Annotated in this window: 2 protein-coding genes and 1 pseudogene; 1 reads left to right on the top strand and 2 read right to left on the bottom strand. The window is 36.0% G+C overall.

The genetic code is table 11. The features are described from left to right. Both Q4Q35_RS09790 and Q4Q35_RS09785 read right to left on the bottom strand, forming a co-directional pair. Positions 1–782 (bottom strand): annotated as a pseudogene (locus Q4Q35_RS09790) (MauE/DoxX family redox-associated membrane protein); the annotation flags it as partial. Beyond that, positions 779–1234 carry a MauE/DoxX family redox-associated membrane protein gene (locus Q4Q35_RS09785; protein WP_303277790.1) on the bottom strand — a complete coding sequence of 152 codons (456 nt, stop codon included), beginning with the start codon at positions 1232–1234 and terminating at the stop codon, positions 779–781. The gene Q4Q35_RS09785 and the pseudogene Q4Q35_RS09790, both read right to left, overlap by 4 nt. An 870-nt stretch (positions 1235–2104) precedes the next feature. On the opposite strand from Q4Q35_RS09785, the gene Q4Q35_RS09780 reads away from it, so the two are divergent. Then, the coding region (locus tag Q4Q35_RS09780) for a hypothetical protein (RefSeq protein WP_303277789.1) at positions 2105–2333 on the top strand (229 nt) is incomplete at its 3' end.

Below are 2333 nucleotides of genomic sequence, written 5' to 3'. Positions count from 1 at the left end.
GCCAGTTTTTGTTGGTTTTTAGAGGCAATAGTTCCTACTTGTATCTGAGCCTGACTGATGGTATCTATAGTTTTACCAAGGCGTTGTAATTGTAGGCTGTCATTAGCAACAATATATTGGTTGCGATAGCGGTAGGTATATACCAGTTCTTGGCGCTGCTGATTGTATTGAAGTGTCCCATCCACATCAAAAATACCATCGACCTGTTTTTGTAAAAGCTTATGAGAAAGGGTAATGGAGGCAGAGTCTGCAAGATGTATGGTGCCCAGAGCAAACTCTTTGGTTTTGTTACTTATTGCGCGTATAGCTAAGGTAACGGAGTCCATGGGTTGTGCATTCGTAAAATAAAGCGGATCATTCAGTAAGGAGTATGCCTTCCAATCTTCGGTACGTCCTCTCAGGATATAGGGAATGGTACCATCCGTCAAAAAGAAGTAAGGCGGAATCACACGAAGTTGTGGAGAACGGAGCGGCAAGCTATCTTGATCTATAGCTATATGAACCACTTCTTTACTTTGAAGTGCGGAGTCCACGACAGTGAGAAACAAAGGCGATTGAAAATTACTTAGATAGATTTGCTCCCTGTCAACCCCAGCAATATCATAACCATTATATTCGAGATCCAATTGGTGTGTCTTCTTTGGGGCATCATAAAGGAAGCCGCGTTTAAAACTCGTGTCTCGCTGTGGCCCTTTATTAGTAAAGGCAAACAAGAGGACGATAAACCCTATACTGCCTATGGTACAGACAAAAAGGGAGGTATAAAGCTTTTTTGGGGTCATAAAGTTGCGAATTTAAGGTTTGTATGTTTTTTTTGTCCATTTATAATATTGATACCAATGGCTGCCAGAATCACAAAAGCAATGTTAAAGATGAGATGCTCAGTCCAGCCCAATTTTTCAATGACTCCACCACAAGAGCAGGGAACATCATTACTAAAATTTAAAATAACATAAATATAAGCTGTAAACATCACCATAAGATTAAAGGATGCAAACAGTCCTAAGAGTTTAAACCGAGGAATGACTAAAAGCAAGGCGATAAGGATTTCAAGGCAGGGTATAACCCAGGCTACGATGCCAGCAAAGGGTGTGAGCATAGCAGATTGTCCTATCTGGATCTTAAATTCGTCAAATACCAGTAATTTACTCATGGCTGCATATACAAATAAGAGGATAAACAGAAAACAAATAAATTCTAATAAGATGTTTTTATATTTACTATGAATTTTCATTTATAATGAGTTGTTTATTAACAATACAAAGGTGCATGATAAAATTTATTTTAAATGGATAAATGCTTGTCTCAGAGGGATTAGTTAATCCACGCCATTGGCGTGGCAGGAAGACTCCATTTTGAGAAGCCTGTAAGGCGCACTCAAAATGGTAAGTCGTCCCGATAACTATCGGAATAATCCCACCAATTTGGGCGGGATCTCAAACATTCGGACATACCGTTCATTGTGAGGCGCTTTTCAGCGACGTCACAATCTGCTAAATCAATAATTCAAACCACCGTCATTATGAAGTAGGCACGACTGTAATAATCTGTTTGTTAAAAACCCAAAATATAAATCGACGTAAATAACAGACGGATTCTCACATTCTATTTCAGTTTATAAAGGAACGCAGTCGAAAGGATTATGCTTCGCTCTGTTGAAATGGTCAATGGGTTACTATCGTTTTAATTAAACAGATTCTCACGTCGCAACCTGGTGCTCCTCAGAAAGACGATAGGTTGAATCTTTATGTTATTGTGAGGCGCTTTTTCAATAGAAAAAAAGCGTAAGAATCTGTAAGTAGTGTATCTCAAATCAAAATATTTATTAATAAGATTTAAATCAGTTATTTATGCGTTTATTTAAAATAACACCCACCCCTTTTTTTCTTTTTATTGTGTTTAATCATATGAGCTCATATTACTCTCACGCATACAAAGTATAAATTGATGCTCTCACCCAAATCTTAACCTTTATTAATACAATATAGTGCTGTTACACTATTAATATAAAAAGGTAGAACCTAATAGTTGGTGATAGGTAAGTATGGTTGTTTTAAATCATAAAAGATTAAACAGAGTTTAAAAATTTAATTAGTAGTAGTGAATGGGTAATTCCAATAAAATAAAAACACTTTTAAAAAAAATAGTAGCCTTGCTAATTAAAAATAAAAGCGCTGACGCTATAGAAAACTCTGAGGTTTTAGAAGAAGAAATAGTTCAGACGCTTTTAGATATAAAAGAAGGTAAATACTCAAATATTTTAGAAGATATAGATATAGAAAAAGAATGGAAGTTTTTAGAAGAAAAAAAACAACGTTCCGGACGATCCTCTA

The organism is Flavivirga aquimarina (assembly GCF_030540835.1).
Taxonomy (GTDB): Bacteria; Bacteroidota; Bacteroidia; order Flavobacteriales; family Flavobacteriaceae; genus Flavivirga; species Flavivirga aquimarina.
Note: the sequence above shows the minus strand (reverse complement) of the source record. Positions and strands in the feature narration are given on the sequence as shown.

What these genes read in the sequence shown, in the direction of transcription:
- Q4Q35_RS09785 (WP_303277790.1), bottom strand. Translation starts at nt 1,234, where the DNA reads ATGAAAATTCATAGTAAATATAAAAACATCTTATTAGAATTTATTTGT.